The sequence below is a fragment of the Paenibacillus sp. FSL R10-2782 genome (assembly GCF_038592985.1).
Classification (GTDB): Bacteria; Bacillota; Bacilli; order Paenibacillales; family Paenibacillaceae; genus Paenibacillus; species Paenibacillus terrae_C.
In genome coordinates this window covers 87,892-112,500 of record NZ_CP151951.1, presented here as the reverse complement: position 1 = coordinate 112,500, position 24,609 = coordinate 87,892, and the positions used below count along the sequence as shown (strand labels likewise).

Below are 24,609 nucleotides of genomic sequence, written 5' to 3'. Positions count from 1 at the left end.
CTATGACCGGGCAGGCTATGCCTGGAGCGAGGAGGCTGCTACTCCACGCACCGGTGAAAACATCGTTCGAGAGCTTCATCTTGCCTTAAAGAATACAGATGTCCAGCCTCCTTATATCCTTGTAGGCCATTCTCTCGGGGGCATGTACTCAAGGCTGTATGCACAAACGTACAGAGATGAGGTAGCAGGATTGGTCCTTGTGGATGCTAGGCCTGAGAATGACGCCCGCCGGACAAGTGAGATTTATGCCAAGGAACGACCTAAGGTCAATCCCTCACCGTTAATATCCATTCTTCTAGAAAGGTCGGGGGCTTTTCGTCTGTTTCCTAATTTTATGCTAACTGGTCGTGTTGAGCATCAGGATAGAAAATCGTTTGTGAGTATTGTCGCTTCACCCAAATACTTTCGGTCTGTTACCGAGGAAGGTGATTTGGCGAACACGACCGAAAATGCCATACGTGGGCAGCATTTGGGAAACCTTCCTGTGCGTGTGATTGCCCGGGGCATCCAGCAAAATTTGACTCAGTTCGGTATTAGTAAGCGCGGGAATGAGCAAATCGAACAAAGCTGGCAAATGGGGCAGCGTGAGATGCTCAGCATCTCTACAAACAGCAAATTTATTGTTGCCAAAAAGAGCGACCATATGATAATTCATGATCAACCAGAGCTTGTCATTCAAGTCATCTGTGAGCTAATCAACAATATCAATCCCACACGGTCAACCGTTGCTAAAACAAACAAAGATGGTTAGATACTCTACATGTTAATGGTTGCAAAAAACACAAAAGACGCCCGAGTTCCTTCTATATAAAGGAATCCGGACGTCTTTGCTGCCTAACACTTATTATGCTTGATTGATCTTAGGACAAAATGTGCTTGTTTTTAGATGATGCTTCTGTGACCTTGTCAAGTATCTGTCTCAGCACTTTAGCATTCTCACCAATATAACCAGAATCAAGCAGCACATCGTGCGTACCGATGACTCCATATTCTTCGTATTGACCAAGCGTTGCCTGTTGCCATAGCAGTTTATCTGATGATGTTACCGGACCCATACTATCGTCTTCTGCAACCAAGGCATGGATATTCGCCTGAACTTCACCTGCGTTAATAAGCTCATTCCGATAGATGGAGTAGATCAACATTTTGTCTTTGACTCGCTCCCTGTCGGATGGATCGGCCAAAAATGCTTTGTACTGATCACCAATACTGTCCAACACCGTCTCAACAATCTCTTCAAGCTGCTCCGGCGTCGATTCATCCTTGGACGTCTTTCTCATAGCATCCACCATAATGAGGTCGCTCACCTGATGACCTCGGCTATCCATGGCTTTGGCCACCTCGAAGGCCAGATTCCCTCCGAGTGAGTATCCGAGGAAGACATAAGGTCCCTCTGCTTGAATACCCACGATGGCATCCATGTAGCGATCCAGCATGTCTTGACTCTCAAAACGATCGCCGATGAATTCCAGCCCGTATACCTCGCAATGTCCTTCCAGCTCTCTAGCCATCTCATAGTAACCCAGAGAGTAGCCGACCCGAGGAGGGAAACAAAACACTTTAAGCGTTCCTTTCCCTGGGAAGTGGATAATTTCCATTTCCTCTTCATCAGGAGCATCCTTTGTCCGCAGCCTGGATATTTCATGTGCCATTTGCTCCACCGTTGGAAGATTAAACACGAGTTGGAGCGGGAGCTGGACACCCATGACGGACGAGATCTTCTGAATCAATCCTAATACTTTCAGGGAGTGGCCCCCAAGTTCGAAGAAGTGATCCTTGACTCCGATTTCCTGCACACCGAGTACCTCGGACCAAATCTGCGCCAGTTCTACTTCAGTCGGCGTACGCGGCGGGATATACTCCGCTGTGCTCCGCAGGAGTGCTTCTGGTGCCGGCAGCGCTTTGCGATCCAATTTGCCGTTCGGATTCAGCGGCATTTGTGCCAGCTGTACGAAAGCAGTTGGAATCATGTAGCTTGGCAGTTCGCTGGCCAGTGCTTCACGTAACACGACCGCTGCAAGTCCCTCTTCAGCCACAAAGTACGCGCAAAGCTGAGTACTTCCAGTAGCATCAGCCAGTGCAAGGACGACCGCTTCCTGCACAGACGGCACTTTAAGAATTTGTGCCTCCACTTCTCCCAGTTCAATACGGTAACCCCGGATTTTTACCTGGTGATCGATTCGCCCCAAATACTCAATATTCCCGTCTGGCAGCCATCGGGCCAAATCGCCCGTCCGGTAAATCCGGTCTCCCGGTTTGTACGGATGAGGAATGAACTTCTCTGCCGTCAGGTCCGGCTGGTTGAAGTACCCTCGCGCTACCCCTTCGCCTGCAATACAAAGTTCTCCCGGTACACCTACAGGTGATACCTGAGCAGCACTGTCCATCATCCATACTTGGACGTTAGCGTACGGTTTACCGATAGGTACATGCGTTAGCGCAGCAGTCTCAAGGCTCGTTGTATATCGGGTCGCATATACGGCCGCCTCCGTAGGACCATAGATGTTCTCCAGTACTGCGTGTGGAGATACTTTATAGTACTCTTCCACAAGTTTGGCGGGCAGCGTCTCGCCGCAGGCAAACAGATATTTCAGAGTAAGGAATCCTTGGCTGCCGCTTTCCTTCAAATATTGAACGAGAACACTGAGCATCGACGGTACCAGATTGAGATGCGTGATACGGCTCGTATCCACGGCCTCCAGCAGTGCCACCGGATCTTTGTCCGCGCCCTGCGGCAAGATCACGAGAGTTCCCTGCCCAAAGAACCAGCAGAATAGCTCCGGTACGGAGAAGTCAAAGGTGAATGTCGTTTTGAGCAGGAATCGGTCACCTGCCATCATCGGATATTCAGCTTCCAACTGACTCAGCGTATGGACAGCGGAACGATGCTCAATCATTACGCCTTTTGGCTTACCCGTTGAACCTGACGTGTAAATGATATACGCCAGATGTTCCGGCCCGGCGAGCGGCTCCAGATTCGAGTCATCAGCATGATACGCCTGCGGGTCATCAAGTGCTAGGAGCGTGCCAGCAAATGGAAAGCGATCTTTGAGATGATTTTTCGTCAGCAGAAGCTTCGCTCCCGAATCCTCCAGCATGTGGCGAATACGATCTTCCGGGAATTCTGGATCAATCGGTACATAGGCCCCACCCGCTTTTAGAATGGCATGGATGCCGATGATCATCTCAAGCGAACGTTCAACCATGATGCCGACCGGCTGGTCAGGTCTGACCCCTTGGGCGCGCAACGTACGTGCGAGGCGGTTCGCTTGCTGATGAAGTTCTCCGTAGGTAAGCTTCGTTTCGCCATAGATAAGTGCTGTACGATCCGGTGTGAGCGCCGCTTTTTCCTCAAATATGCCGTGAAGGGTCTTCTCACGCGGATAAGGAGCTGCTGTATCGCCCCACACCTCTATAATCTGCGATTTCTCTTCTGGCGTGATCAGCTCCAGCTCATCAATACGAATGGCAGGCTGAACAGATACACTTTCCAGAATTTTTATCAAATGCCCTTGAATCCGTTCCACGCTCTCCCGATCATAGACGCGGGCATTGTAACGGTACAAGAACTCCAGATTACGGCCTGGCAGCACAATGAGGTTAAAATCATAATTCGTCTGTTCAAACATCTGAACATCCGTAATTGTGTATTCAGTCTCTTCACTGGCAATTTTCTCTTCCAGATGCTCCTCTACCGGATAATTCTCGAATACCATAATATGAGAAATTAAATCTTGCTTCTGTTCGCTCTGTGCTTGGATCTCATAAAGCGGATAGGAATCATAAGCATGTCCTGCCAAATATAATTCCTGCTGTCTTTTCATCACATGGGAGAACGTATCGCTTTCCTCGGCCTGTACCCGAACCGGAACCGTATTAATGAAGAGACCGATCATGCTTTCGATACCGGGAATCTCGGCAGGTCTTCCCGATACCACACTTCCGAAGACGACATCCTGACTTCTATTGTAGCGCTGCAACACGATTCCCCAGGCTGCTTGCATCAGCGTGTTCATCGTTACCTGGTTCTGCTTGGCCACTTGTTCCAGCCGCTCGGTCAGCTCCGCATCCAACGTGAATACAAGCTTCTCTGATACGTAGGCTTCTGCTTTTGCCAAAGGCTGTGTTGTCGCTTGCGGTAGCTTCGTCTGCTGTTCGTAACCTTCCAGATAACCTCTCCAGTAAGAGGATGCCTCTTCCTCACCTTGCTCCTCCAGCCATTGAATATACTGGCTGTACGATACAGCAGCAGGAAGTTCAGGCTCCCTCTGCTCACGCAGAACCCCGTACGTTTCAAACACTTCCTGAAGCACAAGAGGCATACACCAGCCATCCAAAATGATGTGATGAGAGCTCCACAGCAGATGGTAAGCCTCATCTGCTGTCCGTAGAATAGCAACACGCAGCAATGCTCCTTCAGCAAGATCAAAGCCTCTTGCTTTGTCCTGAGCAGTATAAGCTGCAAGACGCCCTTCAATTTCATCGGAATCCAGCTCGTGCAGGTCCTCGTATACGAAGTCACACGCTCTTTCTTTGAACACAATCTGTATAGGGAAATCGCCCCATCCGGCATGGAAATTCGTTCTCAATATGGCATGCCGTTTCATCAGATGCTGTAAGCTGCGTTTGAAATCCTCAGGATAGAATGCTCCGTGAATTTCAAATTTGGCCTGCTCAAAGTAGACTTCCGAATGAGGCTCCAGCAAGCTGTGGAATAACATTCCCTTTTGCATCGGTGTCAGTTTATACATATTTTCAATGCTGCCGATATGCCGTGTCTGCTCTTCCAGCTCCTCGATTTTTTCCAGGCTGATATCTTTGAGGAGTACATCGCTTGGTGTAAGTTCCGTTCTTTCCTTTCGTACACAATGTCCAATGACTTCGCTGAGACGGTCCTTCAGGATGCCGACAAACTTCTCTACCGACTCCGTGTGGAACTGCTGACGGTTATAGCTGACCGAAAGTTGAAGTCGTCCTTCGGCAATCAGTCCATTAATGTTCAATGCCTGATGCTGTATCATCTGCTCACTGACCTCAGATCCTACTGAGTAAGGCGATACCTCCATCATCCCCCCTGCAAGATCCTGGTCGAACTGTCCCAGGTAGTTGAAGATAATCTCCGGTTCAGCCGAGAAGGAAGGGACATCGGATACGTCGCTCAAATATTTCAAAATACCATATCCGACACCTTTGTTAGGAACGTGACGCAAGCCTTCCTTGACGCGCTTGATTCTAGCGCCGATCTCCAGGTCCTCTTTCATCTCAAGGGCGACAGGGTATTGACTTGTAAACCAGCCTATAGTGCGAGTGATATCCAGTTCAGGTACAACAGGCTCCCGTCCATGTCCTTCCAGAAGGATGCCTACACGTTCGATCCCGGTCCACTCGTGAACAGCTAGGCCGAGAGCCGTCAGGAGCAGATCGTTAACTTCCGTGTTGTAAGTGCGGTTCGCCTCTTTCAGGAACTGCTCTGTCTCTTCTGGTGACCATCTCACCGTAACCGTCCCGCTGTCTTTGATGAGAAGAGCGCCGTCTACCTTGTCTTTGGGAAGAGGGGCGAAACCATCCCCTTCTACCTCTGCCCAATAGCTGCGTTCTTGTTCAGCCGCCGGACTGTTCGCATATTGTGTGATTCCCTGGGCCCATGCACGGTACGAATCGGTCTTCTGCGGAAGCTTGACAGCTTCTCCGCGTGCTGCCTGCTCGTAGCCCTCCTGCAGGTCCTCAAAGAGGATGCGCCAGGATACGCCATCAACAGCCAGATGATGAATAACGATTAACAGATGTTCGCCTTCCGCGCAACGGAACAGGCCCAATCTTAAGAGAGGTCCATCACCGAGAGAGATGCTGCGCTGAATGGCTTCCGCACCAGCTTCTATGGCCGAAGCCGGGTCTGTTTCATCCTGCAGATCGTGGATCTGGAGGCTATAAAGCTCACCCTCACCCAAGCTGCGGTTCCATGCTTCAAATCCCCGCTCTCCCTGGCGGAACACCAGTCGCAGCGCATCATGATGTTCTGCGATTTTCCGAACAACCTTGGCGAGCGCATCGGTATTGAAGCCTTCCCGTCTGTACAACATGACCGACTGATTAAAGTGGTGCTGGTCCGTCGACTGCTCGTCGAAAAATCTGCGCTGGGCAGGTCCCAGTGTTACCGCTCCGTGTACCTCGCTCTGATCTGCAATTCGGCTGACTGCGTTAACGCGCTGGGCCAGCTCTGCAATGGTTGGATAGCCGAACAAATCCTTCATCTCAAGTTTATAGCCTGCATGGAGAAGCCTTGATGATACTTGAATCGATTTGATCGAGTCGCCTCCAAGCTCAAAGAAATTGTCATGTATGCCGACAAGCGGAACACCTAGCACACCCTGCCAGATCGAAGCCAAAATGTTCTCCACATCCGTCCGCGGAGCAGTATAGTCCGCGCCCGCCTTTACCCCCGAGTTCGGTTCAGGCAGTGCCTTACGGTCCAGCTTGCCATTCGGTGTCAAAGGCATCACGTCCAGTTGGACGAAGTAGGACGGGATCATATACGCAGGCAGTCCAGAAAGTTCGTTCCGCAGCTCGCTGACAGACATTTCCCGATCAGCTACGAAGTAGGCACACAGAGACTTCTGTCCATGGGCATCTGCCCACGCAACAACGAGAGCTTCCTCTACAAGTGGGATATCCTGTAGCTTGGCCTCAATCTCACCAAGCTCTATGCGATAGCCCCGGATTTTAACTTGATGGTCAATACGTCCAATGTACTCAATGTCTCCGTTAGGAAGGCGACGAGCCAAATCCCCGGTTCGATACATATTTCCTTCCGAAGCAAACGGATTTCTAATGAATTTTTCTGCGGTAAGCTCAGGACGGTTCAGGTATCCGCGGGCTACCCCGTCCCCTGCGATGTACATTTCGCCCTCCACGCCTAATGGTACGAGACGAAGCTGTTCATCCAGGATATGGATGTATATATTGTCTGCCGACAATCCAATAGGTACGGATTCACGTGTATCCTTCACAGAATCGTACAGGTGAATCATGCAGCCGACGACCGTTTCGGTTGGACCGTATTCATTGTAGATTTTGATGTTGCCGCCAAAGAGATCTGTGATGGTTTGCGACAAATGTGTGGTCAAATTCTCTCCACCCACAATGAGCTGCTGAATGCGACTTTCCGCCGGGATGGTCATATCTTTAATAAGGCTGAGATGAGTCGGCGTCAGCTTGAGAATGTCCACCGCATTTTCGCGCAAAATATGCTGAACAACCTCCGCTTTATCTATGCCATCGTAAATCCGTACTAATCCTCCGTTAATTAATGGAGTGAAAATCGACGTCAGCGTCAGGTCAAACGAAATGGACGAGTACAGCGGAAAATCTGTTGGTTTCCCTGCACAGTAGACTTTATTGGCCCACCAGATGTAATTCACGATTCCTTTATGATTAATCATGGTTCCCTTCGGATTCCCTGTTGTACCCGAGGTATAGATTAAATACACCAGATCATTTCCTCTTACGGGCAAATTAGGGTTATCCGTTACGTTCCCGTAGATGTGCGGGGAATCCAATTCCATAACCGTTCCCTCAAAGGAGGCCAACTCCGTCAGGTGGCTCTGTGTGAGCAGAATTTCAGCGCCAGAATCCTTCAGAATATACTGAATCCGTTCCTGCGGATATTCAGGATCAATAGGTACATAGGCCCCGCCCGCTTTGAGCACACCCATGATGGCGACAAGCAGTTCTACAGACCGATCCGCCAACAGACCAACCACTTGCTCACTCCGTAGTCCCTGGGCGATCAAGGTGGAGGCCAGCCTGTTCGCCTGCTCGTTCAGCTCCCGATACGTAATCTGGATGTCGCCGTTTACAGCCGCAATCTTATCAGGCGTACGGACAACCTGCTCTTCAAACAAGGTATGCAGACCCTGATCACTTGGATAGGTATGGGCCTTGCCGCCCCAGTCTAGCAGTTTCACCCGTTCCTCAGATGTTACAATCTCCAGCTCCTCTATGGTCGCCTGCGGACGAGTAGCTACCTGATCAAGCATTTGCAACAAATGTCCTCCGATTCGTGCAATGCTTTCTTGTTCGTAGACCAAAGCATTGTAACGAATGCAGACCTTGATATCCTCGCCTGGAATCACAACCAGGTTAAAGTCATAATTCGTTTGTTCAAACATGGTGAAGTTGGCGACTTCGAGATTGTCCTCATTTGGATTACCCGACTGTTCTACCTGTTCGTCGAGTGGATAATTTTCAAAGATCATAATATGAGAAATCAGGTCCTGCTTTTGGGTTGTTTTCCCCTGAATCTCATATAGTGGGTAGGTGTCGTAAGCACGGCCTGCCAGCGATTGTGCCTGTGTACGTTTCATGACCTCGACAAAGGCTTCGTCTTTGGAGGACTGTACACGGATAGGTACTGTATTAATGAACAGACCCACCATATTTTCGATACCTGCAATCTCAGCCGGTCTACCTGACACAACACCGCCAAAAACCACATCCGAGCTGGCATTGTAACGTTGAAGAATCAGTCCCCAAGCTGTCTGCATGAGTGTGTTGACGGTCACGTGGTTTCGCTTCGCCACAACATCCATTTTATCGGTCAAGGATGCACCCAGATGGAGAACATGCTCATTTAGAACATAGCCCGCTTCTTTAGCTTGAGATTTCGTCTTGCCTTCCGGCAATACAGTATTCCCGTCATAGTCCTTGAGGTATTGGCTCCAATACGTGGAAGCTTCCTCTTCATCCTGTGCATCAAGCCACTCAATATAACGGCTATAAGGCTGAGCTGGCGGCAGAACAGGCTGTAATTGCTGTTTCTTGGCAGAATAATAATCGAATAGCTCCTGTGTAATGATCGGGATACACCAGCCATCCATGACAATATGGTGGAAGCTCCACAATACAAGACAGCTTTGCTCCTTCTGCAAGACGGTCACTCGCATCAGCGGATCTTCCGACAAACTGAACCCCTTAGCCATGTCCTCAGCAGTGTGAGCCTTGATCTGGGCTTCTTGCTCTTGCAAAGTTGCGGCACGCAAATCTACATAGTGCAGAGGGATCGGCCGTTGCTTAAAGACAACTTGCAGCGGTAAATCACCAATGTTGTTGTAAAAGCTGGTACGTAGTATGGCATGTCTTTGCACCAAAGCCTGGAAGCTCTCGAAGAAGGTCTCTACATCGAAGCTGCCTCGCAGCTCGAACGTAGCCTGCTCGAAGTATGAAGAGGAGTCTGGCTCCAGCAGGCTGTGAAACAGCATCCCCTTCTGCATTGGCGTCAGCTTGTACACATCTTCAATCTCACCAATGTGGGCCGTCTGCGCCGTAAGTCGGTCAAGCTGCTCCAGCGTTAATCCCTGGAACAAAACATCACTTGGCGTAAGCTGTGAACACTCCTGCGCCACACAATGCCGAATGACCTCGCTAAGGCTGGACTGTAATAATTCGGCAAAATGATTCACCGTCTCCTTGCGATACTGCCTGCTGCTGTACGTAACCGTCAGTGATAGCTGGCCTTCGGCAATCATGCCATTCACATCCAGAGCGTACTGCTGTGGTGTGTGGTCGCTGAGCGCCTTACCGACTGAATGTGTGGACAGGCTGAGGGCATTCCCCTCCAAATCCTGATCAAACTGTCCAAGATAGTTGAAGGAAATCTCCGGCTCTACGCCGAACCCGCCACTTTTCTCCAGTGCCATATATTTCAGAAGGCCGTAGCCGATTCCTTTGTGTGGAATCTGGCGCAAATTCTCCTTGATACGCTTGATTCGTGCTGATACTTCCTGTCCGTCTTGAAGGTTCAGCAGAACCGGATACTGGGTTGTGAACCAGCCCACGGTACGGGTGATATCCAGTTCCGGTATAATCATTTCCCGTCCATGCCCTTCAAGATTGACCAAAATCTGCTCCATGCCTGTCCAGCGCTGTATGGATGCCCCCAGCGCAGTCAAGAGCAAATCATTCGTCTCCGTATGATACGCCCGGTTCGCTTGTCGCAGCAGCAGGTCCGTTTCTTCCGCAGACCAAGTTACCGTTACCGACTCGGTATCCCGAATGGTACCAGGCTCCTGATCCTTATCCTTTGGCAGTGGAGCCAAAATCGCGTCCTCGATCTGCTGCCAGTATGCACGCTCCTTGTCCAGAGCAGGCCCTGCTGCATACTTCGCCGCTTGCTCAGACCATACAAGATACGAATCGGTCTTTTGAGGAAGAACGATGGCTTGTCCATTCAACGCCTGCTCGTATCCCGCTGCGATATCCTCAAACAGGATGCGCCAGGATACGCCGTCAACCAAGAGGTGATGGATGACAATCAACAAATGATCGCCATCGTCACAATGGAACAAGCCTAGCTTGAACAGTGGGCCGTCTTCTAGGTGGAAGCTTGCCTGGATGTCATCGGCTTGGGCTTGAACGGCAGCCGCCTGGTCTTCTGCCTGCCGCACATCAGCGATGTCCAATGTGTAGAGCTCGCCTTCGTCCGTTCCCCGATTCCAGGCTGCATATCCAGCTTCTGTAGAACGGAAGACCATACGCAGCGCGTCATGGTGGGTAGCAATTTGGGTCACCGTCGAACGGAGTGCAGCTTCATCAAAGCCGTCTTTCCGATAGAGCATAACGGCATGATTGTAGTGATGCGGCTCCGCTGTATGGCGTTCAAAGAACCAACGCTGAATTGGCATTAATTCCGCTGCACCTTGGATCTCGCCCTGTTCTGCTGTGCGTCCAGCTGCCTGAAGATACGGGCTTAGCTCGGCAATTGTCGGATATTTGAAGAGATCCTTCATCTCCAGCTTATATCCAGCTTGGAATAATCTGGAGGAAACTTGGATCGCCTTGATGGAGTCACCACCCAGATCGAAGAAATGATCATGGATGCCAACCTGCTGCGCTCCCAATACACCTTGCCATACGGACGCCAGAGCTTCCTCAGCCTTCGTCCTTGGCGGTTCATAAACCGCTCCCGTCTGCACATTGGCCTCTGGAGCAGGAAGCGCCTTGCGATCCAGCTTGCCATTTGGCGTCAATGGCATCTGTTCCAATTGCATGAAGTAAGACGGAATCATATAAGCTGGCAGTTCAGCAGCCAAGGCTTTTCTCAATTCGCCTACCGTCAGCATCTGATCGGCAGTGAAATAGGCGACAAGCACCTTTTGTCCACTTCCATCCTCCCGGGCGAGCACAACGGCCTCCCTTACAGACGGGGCATGGAGCAGCTTCGCTTCCACTTCGCCCAGCTCGATGCGGTAACCACGGATTTTAACCTGATGGTCAATCCGTCCCAAATACTCCATGCTGCCATCAGGCAGCCAACGCGCCAGGTCACCTGAGCGGTACATACGCTCGCCCGCTGCAAACGGATGAGTGACAAACTTCTCTTCCGTCAATTCCGGTCGGTTCAGGTAGCCGCGCGCCAGGCCCTCGCCCGCCACGTAGAGTTCACCCGGAATACCAATCGGCTGTGGACGGCGCTGTTCATCCAGAATGTACGCACGCAGCGTCGGAATCGTGATGCCGATATTGCTGCGCCCCTGTTCAATTTCCAACTCTGTAATTTCCTTGTAGGTTACATGTACCGTCGTTTCGGTAATGCCGTACATGTTGATGAGCTGCACTTGCGGGTACTTCGTTCTCCAGTCCTTGAGCAAGGCCGGGCTTAATGCCTCTCCACCGAAGATAATCATACGGAGGCTCAACTCTGCTGCGTGATGAGCAAGCTCTTCCTGTAGTAACTGGTAGAAGTATGTCGGCGTCTGGTTCAAGACGGTGACCTTCTGGTCCTTTAGTAATTGCAAGAATCGATCCGGACTCTTCGCCGTAAGCGATGGAACGATGACCAGCCGTCCTCCGTTCAGCAATGCCCCATACATTTCCCATACGGAGAAGTCAAAGCAGAATGAATGGAACAGCGTCCACGTATCCTGAGGACCGAAATCAAACATATTTTTATCATTAAAGAGCAAGCGAACTACATTTTTGTGCTCAATCAGCGTTCCCTTTGGCTTGCCTGTCGTACCCGATGTGTAGATGACGTAGGCAAGATGCTCCGGTCCAGCTGCAGGCTTCAGGTTTGAGATATCTTCCTTGTAGGAAGCCGTCTCGTCCAGATTGATGGTGTCCCCGGCGAAGGAAACGCGTTTCTCCAGATGCACTTGTGTCAGCAGTAGCTTGGCTCCTGAATCCTCCAGCATAAAGCGAATGCGGTCCTCCGGATATTCAGGGTCCACAGGGACGTAAGCACCGCCCGCCTTCAAAATGGCCAAAATCCCCACCACCATTTCAAGGGAACGATCGGCCATGATTCCAGCCAAACCGTCTGGTTGGAGGCCACGCTCGCGGAGCGTTCTGGCAAGTCTGTTTGCCCGTTCGTTCAGCTCGCTGTAGGACAGGGCTGCCTCTTCACATACGACTGCCACTGCATTCGGAGTACGAGCAGCCTGTTCCTCGAACAACGCATGAATCGTCTTGTCACGAGGATAATCTGCTCTGGCTTCGGCCGACTCCTGCATCAGCTTTGATTTTTCCTGAGGTGTCACGATATCAAGGGATGACAACGGCATCGCCGGATTGGCGGTTGCTTCCCGAATAAGCTGTACGAAGTGGCCTGCCATTCGTTCAGCAGTCTCTCGCTTGTAGATCGCAGTCGAGTACTCAAGCGTGCAATCCAATGCCCCATCCGCTTCACTTACGGTCAGCGTGAGGTCAAACTTGGCAGCAGGATGTGCATTATCGTAAGGAGTGAAACGCAATCCCTCTATTTCTTGCTCTCCCTGCTCGATATTTTGCAGGACAAACATGGTATCAAATAGCGGGTTACGGCTCAGGTCACGCTGAAGCTCCAGCTTTTCTACCAGCTCCTCGAACGGATAATCCTGGTTTTCATAGGCCCGCAGCGCTGTTTCCTTTACTTCCTGCAAATAAGTCTCGAAAGACTTCTCCCCTTCTGGATAAGTACGCAGTGCCAGTGTGCCGACGAACATACCGATGAGGCCTTGGAGCGTCGCATGGGATCTCCCTGCCACAGGTGAACCGACAATGACATCCTCCTGACCCGTGTACTTGTGCAACAGCGCTGTATAGCCTGCCAGCAGTACCATGAACAGAGTGGAACCCGTCCGTGCTGCCAGCTCCTGGAGTGAACCGCTCAGAGAGGAATCAATATGGAAGTCGATCCGATCCCCTGCAAAGCTTCGCACCGCAGGACGGACTTCATCTCCCGGCAAATCCAGCACGGGCAAGCTTCCGCGGAATGCATCCAGCCAGTAAGCTTCCTGGGCTTTGAGACGTTCGCTTCCGAGTTGCTCCTGCTGCCATACCGCATAGTCTGTGTACTGGATCTGTAGTGCAGGTAATAAGTCCTCCTCTTGGTAGAAGCGGAGGAACTCCTCTATGAGAATATTCATAGAAACACCATCTGAGACAATATGATGCATGTCAAACAACAGTAAATGGCGCTCATGCGCAATTCGGATAAGGCCGATCCGCAGCAATGGAGCTTCGCCAAGATCGAAAGGACGGACAAATTGCTGAACGGAAGCTTCTGCCTCTTCCTCGCTCAACTCCGCATATTCCACAGTAAATGGCACATCCGTCAAGATCTGCTGTACGGGTTCACCGTTAACAGTCACAAAACGGGTACGCAGCGATCCATGGCGATGAATCAGACGACGGAATGCCTGCTCCAGCCGTTCCCGATCCAAGTCTCCCTCAACCGTAAGGATACCCGGCATATTGTAGCTCAGCTCTCCGCCTTCCAGCTGACTTAGAATAAACAGCCGTTTTTGACTTGAGGACAATGGGTAGTGCTCACGTAGTCCTGCCGTAGGGATTTCCTCAAAATCGAGTGGTGTATAGCCCTCAATGGCATAAGCCAATCCTTCAATTGTAGGTGACTGGAACACCTCTCTCAGACTAATCTCACGGTTCATTTCCTTGCGAATTCGTGAGACCAGCAGGGCTGCACGCAGTGAGTGACCTCCAAAATGGAAGAAATTATCCTTCACTCCCGCGTTCTCTACACCCAGCACCTCTTGCCAGATTTCGGCTAATTGGATTTCAACAGGTGTATTTGGAGCCTCAGATGAAGCAACTGCCCATCCACGCTCTCCCTGCAACGCTTTTCGATCTATTTTTCCGTTCGACGTCAGAGGCATGCCCTCCAGTTGTATGAAGCGGGAAGGGATCATATATCCAGGTAACATCTCCGACAGAACAGCCCGAAGCTCGGATACCTCAAGTTTCTGAGCGGCTACGAAATAAGCGACTAGATCTTTGTAGCCGTCATCGCCCTCTACAGCCATGGCCACGACTTCCTGAACGGACGGCACTCTGAGCATTTGTGCTTCGACCTCACCCAGCTCGATTCGATAGCCGCGAATTTTGACTTGGTGATCTATTCGACCTAAGTACTCGATGGTTCCATTCGGTAACCAGCGAACCAGGTCACCCGTCCGATACATACGCTCTCCTGGAGCAAACGGATTGTCCACGAACTTCTCATCCATTAACTCAGGCCGGTTATGATACCCCCGTGCTAACCCGATACCCGAAATGCATAGCTCTCCAGCTACGCCAACAGGCTGCAATCTAAAATGGTCATCCAAGATGTACACACTATGGTTAGCAATAGGTCGTCCAATAGATACAATATCCGTTGCTTCCTCACTGTCCGGGACAGACCAGATTGTGGTGCATACGGAATCCTCCGTTGGGCCATACCCATTGGAGTATCGTACATGTTTCCTCCACTTTTCGATCAACTCGACCGATGCGGCCGATCCGGCGGTTAGTAGGCACCGCAGTGTTGGCAGACGCTCCGGATCAAGGTGGATAGCGTAAGCGGGTGGCAAAGTCGCTATCGTAATTCCCTTGTCGTTTATGAACTGTTCGAACAAGGCATAATCTAAAATGTGTTGTGTAGAAGGGATGCATAGAGCAGCCCCATGGCTTAGTGCCGTTAAAACTTCCGAAACCGATGCATCAAATGACAGACTTGCAAACTGAACGATTCGGTCCTGCGGTGTAACTTCGAAGAGTGCCCCGTATACGTCCGAAAGATTTTGCAGTCCCCGATGTTCAACTAATACGCCCTTAGGCTGACCCGTCGTACCTGAAGTGTAGATCACGTAAGCCAGATCATCCGGGCCAGCAGTATCCTTCAAATTCGAGGTGTCGGCATCATAGGTTAATGGTTCATCCAGCAGCAAAACATTTTCCGTCCAGCCAAGATGCTCCAAGAGGCGGGCCTGTGTAAGGACCAGCTTTGCCCCGGAATCTTCAAGCATGTAACTGATCCGTTCTTTCGGATACTCTGGATCAATGGGAACATAGGCACCTCCGGCTTTCATAATGCCGTAGATTCCAACGATCATTTCGGGCGACCGTTCAGCAATCAGTCCCACCAGGTCTCCCGTCTTGATTCCCTGAGTACGGAGCCTTCTCGCCAGTCCATTGGCTTTTGCATTGAGCTCGGCGTAGGTCAGCATCTCGTCCTCGAACCAAATGGCAGTCGCGTCTGGCGTTCGTCCCGTCTGTTCCTCCAACAGCCCGTGGAACGTGCTACAGTGCTCGTAACTGATTTTCGTGTTTCCCCATACGTTCAAAATGTGCTCTCTCTCCTGCGGCGTCACCAATTCCAGAGCATCCACGGAAATGGCAGGGTTCTCTACAATTTGTTCCATGAGGTGAACCAGATGTCCCTTGATTTGCTCAATCGTCTCTTGATCATAAACAAGTGCATTGTATTGGAAAAGCAATCTCATCTCTTCGCTAGGGAGGACAATTAAATTAAAATCGTAATTCGTCTGCTCCAGAAGCTCAGCGTCCTCAATCTCAAAGTCAGCCTCGCCACCACCCAGACGCTCTACCTCCTCCTCCACAGGATAGTTCTCAAATACCATAATATGTGAGATTAAATCCTGCTTCTGATCGGTCTGAGCCTGAATCTCAAACAGCGGGTAGGTGTCGTACATATGAGAAGCCATATATTGCTCCTGCTGCTGCTTCATCAGGACAGAGAAGGGGAGATTTTCTTCCGTCTTCACACGAACGGGAATCGTATTGATGAACAAACCGATCATCCGATCAATGCCCGGGATTTCTGCTGGTCTTCCTGATACTACGCTTCCATATACGACATCCCGGCTACCGTTATAGCGTTGAAGCGCAATGCCCCAGATGGACTGCAGCAGTATATTCACCGTGACATGAGCATTTCTGGCCACCTTTTCGAGGCGCTCAGTCAGTTCCCTGCTGAGAGAGTAATTCAGCTTTTCTGCTACATAGCCTTCTCCCTTACTTGCTCCAACGACTTGAGGTAAAAGCGTCTGCTGGTCATAACCGGCCAGATAACGGCTCCAATAGTTGGCCGCAGCAGCTTCATCCTGCTGTTCCAGCCATTCGATGTATCGACTATACGGCTGAACCTCTGCCAGCTGCGGCTCTCTTCCTTCCAGGAGGGCAAAATAATGCTCAAATACCTCCTGCGTAATTAACGGAACACACCATCCATCCATAACGATGTGGTGAAAGCTCCACAAGAGACGGAAGCTAGCTTCACCTGTGCACAAAATCGAAACACGGAGAAGCTCATCTTCAGACAGGTTGAAGCCCTGTGCTTTGTCCTTTGCAGCAAACGTCTTCAAATAAGCTTCCCGCTGCGCCGGCTTCATCTCCCGCAGATCCTCGTACACCAGTTTGGCGCCTCGGTGCCGAAATACAACCTGTAAAGGCTCGCTGCCCCATCCGCTATAAAAGTTTGTACGCAGGATAGCATGACGCTCCACCACTGCATCCAGACTGTGTCCAAAGGCGGCCGGATCAAAGCTACCCTTAAAGTCAAAGGCAGCCTGCTCGAAATAAGCACCTGTATGCGGCTCTAACATATCATGAAACAGCATGCCCTTTTGCATCGGCGTCAGACTGTATACATTCTCAATATCACCTATGTGGCTGGTTTGCTTAGAAAGCTCTTCCAAATCAGCAATGCTCAGCCCTTTCGCAAGCACATCGCTTGGTGTCAATACCGCTCTCTCTTGGGTTACGCAATGATGGAGAAGCTCGCGCAAGCTGTCTTCAATATATCCAGCGAGTTGTTCCATCGTAGATGACTTATACTGTTTTCCGTTATAAGTAATCGTCAGAGTCAGGGCTCCGTCCGTCACCATGCCATTGATATCTAGCGTATAGGCTGGTTCCTCCAACAAGCTTTGGGCGCTTCCGGTCGGATAAGGAGAAATCTGCAACGAGCTTCCCTGCAAATCCTGATCAAATTGCCCCAGATAGTTAAAAGAAATCTCAGGCTGCAAGCTGAAGCTGTCTGCGTCCACCTGATTTTCCATGCTTTGGAGTAACCCATATCCGATACCTTTGTTCGGAATTCGGCGCAGCCCTTCTTTCACAGACTTGATCAAAACTGCCACTTCCGGGTCATCGCCCAAGTCTAAAATCACCGGATATTGGCTTGTAAACCAGCCGACGGTACGGGTAATGTCGATATTCGGTATAATCGGTTCACGACCGTGGCCTTCGAGATTTACAGCAATCTTTCCAATGCCGGACCACTTGGATACCGCCATGCCCAGAGCGGTCAATAGCAAATCGTTCGTCTCCGTTTGGTAAGCACGGTGTGCTTTTCTCAGCAGTTGGTCAGTTTCTTCTACAGTCCATTGTGCTGTTACCACTTCGCTATCCCGTAAAAGAAAGCTTTCTACAGCCTCATCCTTCGGTAACTGTTCAAGTTGCTGTCCTTCCAGCTCTCTCCAATACGCCTGATGAATTTCGATTGCCGGGCTTTCCGAATAACGGGAAAGAGCATCACCCCAGTCACGGAAGGCGTCCGTCTTCTGCGGGAATGTCAGCTCTTGTCCTTGAGTTACCTGTTCATAGCCCGCTGCGATATCCTCAAACAAAATCCGCCAGGATACTCCGTCCACCACCAAATGGTGGATCACGATCAGGAGATGGTCTCCATCCTGACAATGGAAAAGTCCTAGCTTCAGCAGCGGACCCTCTGCCAGATTGATGCTGCGCTGAATGTCGTCCGATAGTGCTGTGATGACTGCGGCCGGATTCGATTCATTCCGTAAATCAGCGGTTTGCAGGCTATAAAGCTCTCCTTCTTCAAGACCACGATTCCAAGCCTCGTAGCCTTGTTCTGTCTGACGAAAAACCATGCGGAGGGCGTCATGATGCTGGGCGAGTTTTCTCAGCACATGGTGCAAGGCCTTTTCCTCAAATCCCTGTTCACGGTACAGCATGACCGCTTGATTGAAGTGATGCGGCTCTGCCAGCTTCCGTCCAAAGAACCACTGCTGGACTGGAGTCAAGGAGACCGCTCCACGCACAGTTCCTTGTTCAGCCATGTGCACAGCCGTTTGTATTTGCGTGCTTAGCTCCGCAATGGTTGGAGATTTGAACAGTTCCTTCATCTCTAACCGATAACCAGCCTGTAGTAACCGTGACGAAACCTGAATGGCCTTAATGGAGTCTCCTCCCAATTCAAAGAAATTGTCATGGATGCCCACTTGTTCGGCACCCAGCACCCCTTGCCAAACAGACGCCAAGGCTTCTTCCGCCGGTGTACGGGGAGCCGTATACTTCCGTCCCGTATGCGCACCCACTTGAGGGGCCGGCAGAGACCTGCGGTCCACTTTTCCGTTCGATGTTAGCGGCATACGATCCAGCTGCACAAAATAAGACGGGATCATATAACTCGGAAGTACCTGCGATAGAGCCAGACGCACTTCTCCTGCGGTGAGCATGCGATCCGCCACATAATAAGCGCAAAGCTGCTTCTCTCCAAGCTCATCCGCGCGAACGACCACTACGGCGTCGATGACCGTCTCCACCTTGGCCAACTGAGCCTCGATTTCGGGGAGCTCGATGCGGTAGCCACGTATTTTGACCTGTTCATCGATTCTTCCTTTAAATTCCAGATTACCATCTGGAAGCCAGCGTACCAGATCACCAGTTCGGTAGCAGGATTCTCCGTCCTTCACGGGACTAGGGACAAATTTTTCTGCCGTGAGATCGGGACGATTGAGATATCCGCGCGCTACACCTTCCCCGCCGACAATCAGTTCGCCCCAAGCCCCAATGGGTTGTAATTGAAGCGATCCATTGACCACATAAGCGGTCGAGTTACTAATCGGGCGACCAATCGGCACTCCCCCTTCAAAACGACCCGGAATCTTGTAGGTGGTGGAGAAGGTAGTATTCTCTGTCGGACCATAGCAATTGACAGGGACAAGATCAGGATTGGCCTCAGTCACACGGTTCATATGAGATATGGACAGTACGTCACCGCCGACCAACAATGTTTTCAGCCCTCTGAACAGGTACTCATCCTGCAGTGAAAGCTGATTGAAAAGCGGTGAAGTGAGCCACAACGTCGTAATTCCGTACGCGGCGATGGCAGCTTTGAGCCTGTCAGCAATCAGAATGTCGTCGTTCTCTACGAAATAGAGCTGTCCGCCATTAAGCAGCGCTCCCCATATCTCGAAAGTAGAAGCATCGAAGGCCACGGCTCCTGTCTGCAAAATTCGTGTGGATTCATTCAGCTCCACATAGTTAGTCTCTTTGACCAGACGGACCACGTTCCGGTGTTCAACCATAACGCCCTTCGGCCTACCGGTAGTACCCGATGTATAGATGACATAAGCAAGCCCCTGTGATCCCTGGGCAGTCTCCGGCTGGGCAGGTTCGGCTGCATAAGCCTCTTCACTGCTGAGGTCGACAATCGGTAAACCGTAGTCAACACTTACAAACTCACTCTTTTGCACCAGTAGTAGCTTGGCGCCGGAATCATTGAGCATATAACGAACCCGGTCTTCCGGGTATTCGGGATCGATAGGCACATAGGCTCCACCCGCCTGTAGTATCGCGAGCATACCAATGACCATCTCGATGCTTCGTCCGCCCATCACGGCCACAGGCTGCTCCCTCAACGTTCCCAAGCGACGCAGTGTTTGGGCCAGTCGCCCCGCCTTCTCTTCCAATTCGAGATAGGTTAGCTGGACGTTGCCGAATACAAGCGCCGTCTGCTCCGGTGTACGCTTTACTTGCTCTGCGAACAGCTCATGAATAGTCTTCTCACTTGGATAAGGAGCCGATGTCGCGTTGAATTCTTCAATGATCTGCACCTTCTCCTCCGGTGTGATCATCTCGATCTCCGCCAGCTTTAACTGGGGATTGATAGCGACCGCATGCAGAACCCGAAGCAAGTGCATAGCCAGTCGCTCTACACTCTCTCGCTGATATAAAGCCGTGCTATACTCCAAACCAAAGGCTAGCTCTGCCCCCTGCTCCTCTACATTGAGTGACAGGTCAAATTTGGCTGTAACGGTCTCCAGCGGGTAAGGAGTAAAGCGCAGCCCGCCCATGTCCTGCTCTGCCTGCTCTGTATTTTGCAATACCAACAGAGTATCAAAGAGTGGATTGCGGCTGACATCACGTCCTACACCCAGCTTCTCAATCAGTTTTTCCAAAGGATAGTCCTGATGCTCGAACGCCTTGAGCGCCGTTTCCTTGATTTCGAGAAGATAATCCTGAAATGTCTTGTCTCCCGTCGGATAGCTGCGCATAGCCAGTGTATTGACAAACATCCCGATGATGCTCTCAAGCTCCGCTTGCGGTCTTCCGGCCACCGGAGAACCTACGATGATGTCCTCCTGCCCCGTATATTTGTGCAGCAGGACCGAATAAGCAGCCAGCAATACCATATACAGCGTAGTACCTGTACGGGATGCGAGTTCCTGTATTGCCTTATTGCCGGACGCATCCAATGTAAAATCAATTCGGCTACCCTCGAAGCTGCGAACAGAAGGTCTTTGATAATCTGTAGGCAAATCAAGTACAGGCAGTTCCCCTTCAAAAGCCTGCAGCCAGTATGCCTCAAGCTCTTTCCACTGGTCCTCTGACTGTTCCTGTTGCCATACAGCATAATCCTTGTACTGTATGTGCAGTTCTGGCAGCTGTTCTCCCTGATACAATGAGGTGAGTTCTTCCACCAGTATTTGAATGGAAACCCCATCCGAAATGATATGATGCATATCAAACAGCAACAGATGACGTTCCTCTTCCAGCTTCACCAAGCCGACACGCAGTAATGGGGCCTGGCTGAGATCAAAAGCACGGATAAAGCTGCGTACGAGCGTATCCGTATCCTCCCCTGAAGCCTCTGTGTAGTCCAACGCGAACCGCACATCCCTATGCACACGCTGAACAAGCTCTCCATCCTTCATATAGAAGCCGGTTCTCAGGGATTCGTGACGCTGGATCAGTGCCTGGAACGCAGATTCCAGCCGAACGCGATCCAACGGCCCGTCCACTGTGAATGCTCCAGGCATATTGTAGCTGAGCTCTCCCCCGTCCATTTGTCTCAACACATATAACCGCTTCTGTGCTGAGGACACAGGGTAAGCTTCACTTTCCTCCGCTCGTGGGATGGATTCATACACGGTCGGAATGCGTTCTTTCACCAGTCGTGCCATGGACTCAACCGTAGGCCACTGAAACACTTCCCGTAACGAAAGGCTGCACCCCAACTCTTTTTGAATCCGTGAAACGAGTAACGTCGCCCGCAAGGAGTGACCACCAATTTCAAAGAAATTATCTCTGACGCCGACACGGGCAACTCCCAGAATATCCTGCCAGATGAGCACTAGCTGCGCCTCCGCAGCAGTTCTCGGAGCCAAATAAACCTCGCTGGATTGTACACTGCCCTCAGGAGCTGGCAGCGCGCGGCGATCCAGCTTGCCATTTGGCGTAAGCGGCATTTGCTCCAGCCGGACAAAATAAGAGGGGATCATATAAGCCGGTAGTTCTACGGCCAGCTGAGACCTCAATTCGCTCGGCGAAAGGTCGGTGGAGGCAACGTAGTAGGCGCACAGCAATTTTTGTCCCTGTTCGTCGTCCCTTGCAAGGACAATCGTTTCCCGTACATTCGGAACCTTGAGAATTTGGGCTTCCACCTCGCCAAGCTCAATTCGGTAGCCACGAATTTTGACTTGATGGTCGATCCGGCCCAAATATTCGATATTACCATCAGGCAACCAGCGAGCCAGATCGCCAGTACGGTACATTCGCTCTCCCGCCCGAAACGGATGCTCTACGAATTTTTCGGCTGTTAACTCTGCACGGTTCAAATACCCTCGGGCAAGACCGTCGCCCGCGATGTATAGCTCCCCCGGAACCCCGACAGGCTGCAGACGTCTTTGCTCATCGAAAATGTAAGCGCTAAGTGTCGGAATGGTTCTGCCAATATTGCTTTTCCCCGCTTCAATCTCACGTTCCGTGATTTCCTTGTAGGTGACATGGACCGTTGTTTCCGTAATTCCGTACATATTAATCAGCTGCACATCAGGATACTTGACCCGCCAGTTTCTCAGAAGAGATGGGCTTAAGGCCTCTCCACCAAAAATGATTTTTCTAAGACTAAGCTCTGTCGAAGAGTGCGCCAATTCCTCCTGTAGCACCTGATAAAAATACGTTGGCGTCTGATTCAAAATGGTGACTTTGTTGTCTTTCAACAGCTCCAGGAAAGCTGCTGGACTCTTGGCAGTGAGAGAAGGAACAATCACCAATTTTCCTCCGTAGAGAAGGGCTCCATACATCTCCCAAACCGAAAAATCGAAGCAGAACGAATGGAATAGCGTCCACGTATCCTGAGCACTGAAATCAAATACATTTTTATCGTTAAAGAGCAGTCGAACTACATTTTTATGCTCGATCAGCGTTCCCTTCGGCTTGCCGGTTGTACCCGACGTATAGATAACATAGGCAAGATTGCTCGCCCCCGAAATGCTCTCCAGATTTGAAGTGTCCCCTGTATACGATGCAACTTCGTCCAGATTCACAAGCTTTCCGTCAAAAGTAGTGCACTCCCATAGATGGCTTTGGGTGAGCAACAGATGGACTCCCGAATCCTCCAGCATATAATGGATACGTTCTTCGGGATAATCGGGATCAATCGGTACATAGGCACCTCCTGCTTTCAAAATGCCCATCATACCGACGATCATCTCCAAGGAACGGTCAGCCATGATCCCTACGAGCGTATCTGCTCCTACTCCCTCGGAGCGCAAATATCTCGCAAGCTGGTTAGCCTGTTCGTTTAGAGCTAGATATGTAATGCTCTGCTCGCCCATCTGAACGGCAACATGATCTGGCGTGCGCTCGGCTTGTTCTTCGAATAAGCCATGAATTGTCTTTTCACGCGGATAATCAGCTACAATCCCCTCCGAGAGAGCCAAAATGGATTGCTCATCCGCTTCTCCCAGCAGGGTTACCTCTGCGATGGAAAGCTGCGGTGCATGAATGATCTGCTCGGCGATCGTAAGCAACTGGGAAACCATGTCCGTTACTTCACTACGTTCAAACAGCGTCGTCCGGTAATCGACATCCAGTACCAGCTCGCCTTCATCCAGAATCTCCACGATATGAAGCACGAAATCATTCACTTCGTCACCGCAGAAATCATAATCCGTCAAAATACGCACGTCATCCAAATCAACCCAATTGATCAGACGGTATTCCATGGAGACGCCAAAAAGCCGTTGAATATCCTTGTTGCCATGCATTTCTCTTAGATCCTGAATTAACTGATTATATGGATATTTCTGATGCCGCAGGACTGACATCTGATCCCTGGCTACATCCTGCAGGAAGCCCAACACATTCATGTCCTTTTCGACGTATGTTCTGGCTGCAGCTGTACTCACGAACATACCGATCTTTTGCTTCTCTTTTTTATTCCCCCGGTTAGCGAACGAAGTACCAATCACCACATCTGGCTGATTCGTCACTCTGTGTATGTAAATATACATCGCACCCATGAAGAACTGGAACAGAGAAATTCTGTTCTGTTGGCAAAATGCCTGCACCTCGTGATACAGCACCTCTGGCACGGTAAAATGCTCCCGAACGGCGCGGGTGCTTAGAGATAACGGATTATATGACTTCCAACCCGTAAGTTCAGGTAAATCAGAAAATTTATCCAGCCAGTATGTCTTGTCCTTTTGGTATCTGTCAGAAAGCTCGTATGCGTTCTCTTCTGCAATATATTGAATATAGGAGCAATCGTCATTCAGCGCTGGTTCATTTCCTTGAATGATCTGCATGTAAAATTCCGTCAATTGATTGCCATAGATCACCATTGAAATCCCGTCAGAAATAATATGGTGCATTTTGGTGTTAATCCAATATTCATCCTCGCTAATTTTTACAATTAAAAACTGGAATAGCTCAGAATCCAGCAGTGGCAGGGGTTTGCTTTTGTGCTGCTCAAGTAAAGCTTCTACCTCTGATACACTTTCATAGTGGGTAAGGTCCAGATACTCCAACTGTCTCTCTTCATAAGGAACGACATACTGCTGAGGCACTCCATCCACTGAGGTGATACGAATGCGGAACGCATCATACTGTTTGATAATCAAATTAATGGACTGCATGAAGGCAGCGATATGGATACGGCCCTTCATCTTGGCTGTACCGGAAAGCTGTGACACTGACGTATCTGGATAGAGTAATTCGGTATACCATATACGTTTCTGCGCATTTGTTAAATCATATAACTGTATGTCATTCATCTCGTTCACTCCTATTCCGTGATGT

Annotated in this window: 2 protein-coding genes (1 of these 2 only partly in view); one reads left to right on the top strand and one right to left on the bottom strand. The window is 50.5% G+C overall.

Features of this window, described 5'->3' with window-relative positions; translation table 11 throughout:
• Nucleotides 1–751: the 3' portion of an alpha/beta hydrolase gene (locus NST83_RS00420; RefSeq protein ID WP_342416178.1), read on the top strand. Its footprint begins 284 nt before the window's first position; 751 of the gene's 1,035 nt are visible here — the last part of the coding sequence; the start codon falls outside the window, past its left edge; the stop codon is at nucleotides 749–751.
• A 109-nt stretch (nucleotides 752–860) separates the two neighbouring features.
• Here the strand turns inward: NST83_RS00420 and NST83_RS00415 are convergent, their stop codons facing one another.
• Complete coding sequence (locus tag NST83_RS00415; RefSeq protein WP_342416177.1) at nucleotides 861–24,584, bottom strand: non-ribosomal peptide synthase/polyketide synthase; 23,724 nt, start codon at nucleotides 24,582–24,584, stop codon at nucleotides 861–863.
• Between the last annotated feature and the right edge of the window lie 25 nt (nucleotides 24,585–24,609).

Coding starts and splice junctions, on each gene's coding strand:
- NST83_RS00415 (WP_342416177.1), bottom strand. CDS start 24,584: ATGAATGACATACAGTTATATGATTTAACAAATGCGCAGAAACGTATA.